This window comes from Shewanella sp. 11B5 (assembly GCF_002836795.1).
In the GTDB taxonomy this organism is placed as follows: Bacteria; Pseudomonadota; Gammaproteobacteria; order Enterobacterales; family Shewanellaceae; genus Shewanella; species Shewanella frigidimarina.
In genome coordinates this window covers 1-4,958 of the sequence record NZ_PJAP01000425.1, presented here as the reverse complement: position 1 = coordinate 4,958, position 4,958 = coordinate 1, and the positions used below count along the sequence as shown (strand labels likewise).

6 protein-coding genes are annotated in these 4,958 nt (G+C 39.8%); 4 read left to right on the top strand and 2 right to left on the bottom strand.

Annotated elements, in window-relative coordinates; all coding sequences use genetic code 11:
* Both CXF78_RS09950 and CXF78_RS09945 read right to left on the bottom strand, forming a co-directional pair.
* Nucleotides 1–490: DUF1569 domain-containing protein (locus CXF78_RS09950; protein WP_102036679.1), on the bottom strand; the 490-nt coding region annotated here is incomplete at its 3' end.
* Between the two features lie 162 nt (nucleotides 491–652).
* Nucleotides 653–1,996 (bottom strand): hypothetical protein, encoded by a 1,344-nt coding sequence (locus CXF78_RS09945; protein WP_102036678.1) that lies wholly within the window; start codon nucleotides 1,994–1,996, stop codon nucleotides 653–655.
* Nucleotides 1,997–2,345: 349 nt separating this feature from the next.
* Here CXF78_RS09945 and CXF78_RS09940 point away from each other — a divergent pair, with 349 nt between their 5' ends.
* The 4 genes from CXF78_RS09940 to CXF78_RS09930 form a co-directional block, all read left to right on the top strand.
* Nucleotides 2,346–3,359 (top strand): permease, encoded by a 1,014-nt coding sequence (locus CXF78_RS09940; RefSeq protein WP_102036677.1) that lies wholly within the window; start codon nucleotides 2,346–2,348, stop codon nucleotides 3,357–3,359.
* A gap of 16 nt (nucleotides 3,360–3,375) precedes the next feature.
* A complete protein-coding gene (locus CXF78_RS09935; protein WP_101087570.1) occupies nucleotides 3,376–3,606 on the top strand; it encodes a thioredoxin family protein in 231 nt (76 codons plus the stop codon).
* 24 nt (nucleotides 3,607–3,630) lie between these two features.
* Nucleotides 3,631–3,759 (top strand): hypothetical protein, encoded by a 129-nt coding sequence (locus CXF78_RS21815; protein ID WP_257984882.1) that lies wholly within the window; start codon nucleotides 3,631–3,633, stop codon nucleotides 3,757–3,759.
* A 240-nt stretch (nucleotides 3,760–3,999) separates the two neighbouring features.
* On the top strand, nucleotides 4,000–4,958 hold a 959-nt coding region (locus tag CXF78_RS09930; protein WP_145991412.1), incomplete at its 3' end, for an ATP-dependent DNA helicase.

Here is a 4,958-nt window from a genome sequence, read left to right as displayed (position 1 = left end):
AATCAGCTTTGTTTAATTCACCATATGCAAAGTGCGGAGCAAACTCAGCTTGATATTGTTGAAAATCAGTTAAAGATTGTATCAGCCTAGCAAGCGCTAGATTAACATCAATATTGCGATCTAACTTCGGCGCCGCAGGAATTGGTTCGGCTAAGTTATGTGACATCGCGCCTTTGGTGGCAAATGCCGTAAATGCCAGTGCACCAACGGTTTGTTTAAAGAGTGCTGATTTATGTTCAGGAAACCCGCTCATTGAAAATTCAACACTTTGCGCGCAATGTGCAAACACTTCAGAACTGTTCCATTCTCCGAGACTTAAATGCGCAAGTTGTTCGGTAGATAACATTGTTAACTGATTCAATTTGGCTAATAGTGCAGTAATGGTGAGTTGCTCAGGATCATTGCCTTGGCTTAACCATATTGCACTGGCACTAGTTATTCCAACAGCGGCACCCATTACACTTACTTTTAAAAACTGTCTGCGTTGCATTATGTGGCCTCTTTGATCGGCATTAACTTAATATTTAATGCCGTCATCATAATCAACATAACGACTCTATGCATCTGTGTTGAAAGCCGATTTCTATACAAGATGTTAGCTGTTATGGGAATCAATAGAACAAGTTAGTTAGCCAAATAATCAAATGGCTACTCAAGGATAAATTATATTCGATGATGTTAGCTGCAATTGTATTTGACTGCTTATTTCGGCTTTTTGACTGGCAGTTAATAGGGTTGAGTTATCAATCGCCGTTAGCGCTGCTCGTTTGTCAAAACCACTCCACACATTGACGGTACCAGCAATAGACTCTAATCGAATGGTAGTGTCATTAATACGTTCGGCTACATTAAACGCTTGTTGAGGATCCGTTTGGCTCAATTGTGCCGATCGTTGACGAAATGCAATGTCTTTGTTGTCATCAGACAGTGAATTAATAACCTGCAAAAAATCGACTTCCGAATGTTCTGCGAGGGCATAACTGGCGTTGATAATGATATCTCGCTGAACATTAGCTTCATAATTATCTATTCGCGCTAGCATCATATTGGGTTCAACACTGGCGATTTCAGCTACGGCACTGTTGAAATAATCTAGGTTTAAATCGTAGGCTTGTTTTTGATTGTTTAAAAATACTAAAGCAGCCTCAGGATCGGTTTCTGCCATTTTTCGTGAGACAATATATATCCCGCTGGCACGTTGCTCAACGGCAATCGTATCTAACCAGTCAACAGCATCTTGAGTATTTTTTTCAACCAACTGATATACCATCGACGTTATAAGATAATTAGTCGACTCATTTAGTGGCAGTGATGAAATAAGATTTGCGGCTTCATTAGGTGACTGTTCAATATAGTAATACATGGTATTTAAGTACATTTTTAACGTTGATTGAGTTTCTGTTTGCTGCTTTAACCATTCAAATGCGGCAATTGCATCGGTATTGGCCCATGAGTCTACAATCGACATGATGATCGATGACTTCATCGGTTCTACTGCCAATAACTCGACATCGCTTAATGCTTGTTGCGGATTTACAGACGCTAAACCACGCAAATAACCGTCGAGTAATGACTCATACTGTTCAGTCGACTTTTGCTGTTCTAGCCATGAAATGACATTTGAAAATTGCATTTTGCCAGCTATTTCTAAAATTAATCCATATAAGTCTTCATGTTGAGTTTCTTCGGCAACGAGTAATGCTTCTAAAGGGTCTTGTTCGGCCAGTTGCATGATACGAAAAATCGACATGTAAGGCGTTTCATCATTGCTTAACGATGCCTTAAATGCTTCCCGGTCGTGAGTATTGTGGGGTAAATTATTCTCTGAGGTAATATTAGATTGTCCTGTAGAGACAGATTTTGAAGTATTAGTTGGTTGTGTTTTAGAAAGTAAACCGCGATGTTCAGTAGTGTTTGGGGTGTCATTAGGCCATATCAGCGGAAAACTGATAAACCCGATACACCAACTAATTGCCACTACGATTAACCATTTCATTATTGCTTTTCCTTAAGCTTGTTGCCGATGAACAAATCTCTCTTTAGGCTACGTTATTATGATGCTGTTTACATTGCAATGAAATATACAGTAATTAATGCCATGAAAAGATAGTTAACTCATTAACTTTCATATGTATTTGTTATCGACATTTAAATTTTGAGTTTGAACGAGTCATCAATCGTAAAAAGGACAAAAAAGAGACGTTCTACTTAAACAAGAATTAACCACATTTTATTTCGGATACTCTGTGTTTATTCCTATCATCAACAAAATCGAGATCTGGATCTTATATTGCGACTTAAAATAAGGCTATCTTTACAGTAGCGTTTTTATTGAGTAATGACTTATGTTTCAGGTATTTTCTGATTTTGCATCTTGGCTTATTTATAGTGTATTGGGGTTGTCTGCTGAGACAAAACTCGGTGATGCGCTGCATTTTTTTGTTGAAGACGTGACTAAAATTTTTGCTTTACTACTGGTGATGATTTATTTCATTGCCTTAATCCGGGCTTCGTTAAATGTTGAACGGGTCAGAGATTATCTAGCTGGAAAGCACCGAGGATTAGGCTATTTAATGGGATCTGGTTTTGGTGTTATAACGCCATTTTGTTCTTGTTCGAGCATTCCTGTATTTTTAGGCTTTACCTCTGCCGGGATCCCATTGGGGATCACTATGAGCTTTTTGATTACCTCGCCTTTAATCAACGAGGTCGCAATATTACTATTGATGAGCTTATTGGGACTCAAATTTACTTTATTGTATATTGCCGTTGGAATGAGTGTGGGGATGTTAGGCGGTTTGTTTCTCGACAGTATTAAGGCTGAACGTTGGCTACAATCGTTTGCGGCCGAAGCCTTAAAGCGTGGCCAGCAGAAGGGGGTTGGCAATACGGCTGATGAGAGTGCCAATGTGCAAACTATGTCGTTACAACAAAGACATCAATTTGCCAAAACTGAAATGCTAGATATATTCGGCCGTGTCTGGAAATGGGTCATTATTGGTGTGGGGTTAGGCGCCGCATTACATGGTTTTGTGCCAGATGGTTGGATTGAAGCGCATTTGGGCGACGGACAATGGTGGTCTGTACCCGCTGCGGTACTGCTGGGTATTCCACTTTATTCCAATGCGACAGGCGTTATTCCTATTATGGAAAGCCTGATTGTTAATGGGTTACCGATTGGTACTACGTTGGCATTTTGTATGAGTACCGTAGCAGCCAGTTTTCCTGAGTTTATTTTGTTAAAACAAGTGATGCAGTGGCGCTTGCTGGCGATATTATTCAGCATGCTATTAGTTTCATTCACTTTAGTGGGGTGGATATTTAATGCATTTGCTCCGTTGCTATCATCTACGAGTTAGTCATAAGGAACAATAAATGAAAATCATTAAAGTATTAGGTTCTGGTTGTAAAAAGTGTCTTGAAACTGCAGAGCTTGCCCAAGCTGTTGCCGACGAAAAAGGTGTTGCTATAAAAATCGAAAAAGTAACCGATATGGCGCAAATTATGGCTTATGACGTAATGAGTACGCCAGCGGTAGTCGTTGATGAGAAAGTGGTCCATAAAGGCAGTAAACCCACCAAAGATCAAATGGCAATGTGGATATAGAAGATATGTTTTACGGGTGATTTTATGTCCGATATATTGTCATTTGACTTGTTTGGCCTAGCCGAGGCTAAAAAAGTCATGAGCATGAGTGTGAAACACAAGGCGGCCAATCAAAAAATGGCGTTTGAACTCACCCCTGAACAGCACATTTAAAACCTGCTATCTGAATAACTAAAAGATAAACGATTGATTATATTTTATCCGAGTCAAAAATGCTGAGTCACGCTGGTGGCCAGCATTTTTTGTTTCCGGCCTAATAAGCCAAATCATCGATATTGTTAATACAACTGCCTTTACAATTTTTGGTGATAAACAGTTGGAACATGAAGCCGTTATAAGCATAATAGCCCAAACCACATTACATCAACGTTAGCACGATAATTTGAGGATGCTTTGAGCTCTACACTTACCCAATCTGTAATCCATGAATTTAGCGATCGCGGCGCGTTAGCCAAACATGTGCATCATTACCACCACCGACAAAGTCAGACAGATATGGCCGTTGCGGTAAGTGACGCTATTGCTAAAAAGCATAATCTGATTTTAGAAGCTGGTACTGGTGTGGGTAAAACCTATGCATATTTAATTCCGGCCTTACTCAGCGGTAAACAAGTGGTTGTGAGTACTGGCAGTAAAAACCTGCAAGAGCAGCTATTTCTTAAAGATCTCCCTGCATTACTCGCCATGTTAGATGTACATGTACCTATTGCATTATTAAAAGGGCGTAACAATTATTTATGTCAGTTACGCCTAGAAAAACAAATGCAAAATGCCAGTCAATTTAGCGAATATTATATTGATGACTTGCTAAAAATTAACCAATGGGCACATTTGAGCAAAGATGGCGATATCGGCAATTTAACCTCGGTGGCAGAGCATTCAGAAGTTATTCCCACCGTTGTGAGCACTAAAGAAACCTGTACGGGTAAAAAATGCGATCATTATGATGTGTGTTTTACCCGTAAAGCACGTATTAGAGCAATGGAGGCCAAAGTGGTGGTGGTTAATCACCATTTATTTTTTGCTGACCGATTGCTAAAAGACACCGGATTTGCCGAGTTATTGCCAGATCCCGATGTGGTTATTTTTGATGAAGCCCATTTGGTACCCGATATTTGTATCAATTATTTTGGCAGTCATATATCCAGTCGCGAAATCGATCTGTTACTCAATGGCATCATCAAAATACATAAACAGGTTATTCGTGACAGTATTCAAATAGAGCAATTATCGCAACGTGGGCTGGTGGCATTAAGTGATTGGCACAACGCGATGTATGACAATCAAGTGTCAGATTGGCGTAAAGTGCTTGCTAATAAGCAATTAGCAACCGTGTCATGGGCACACGGTTG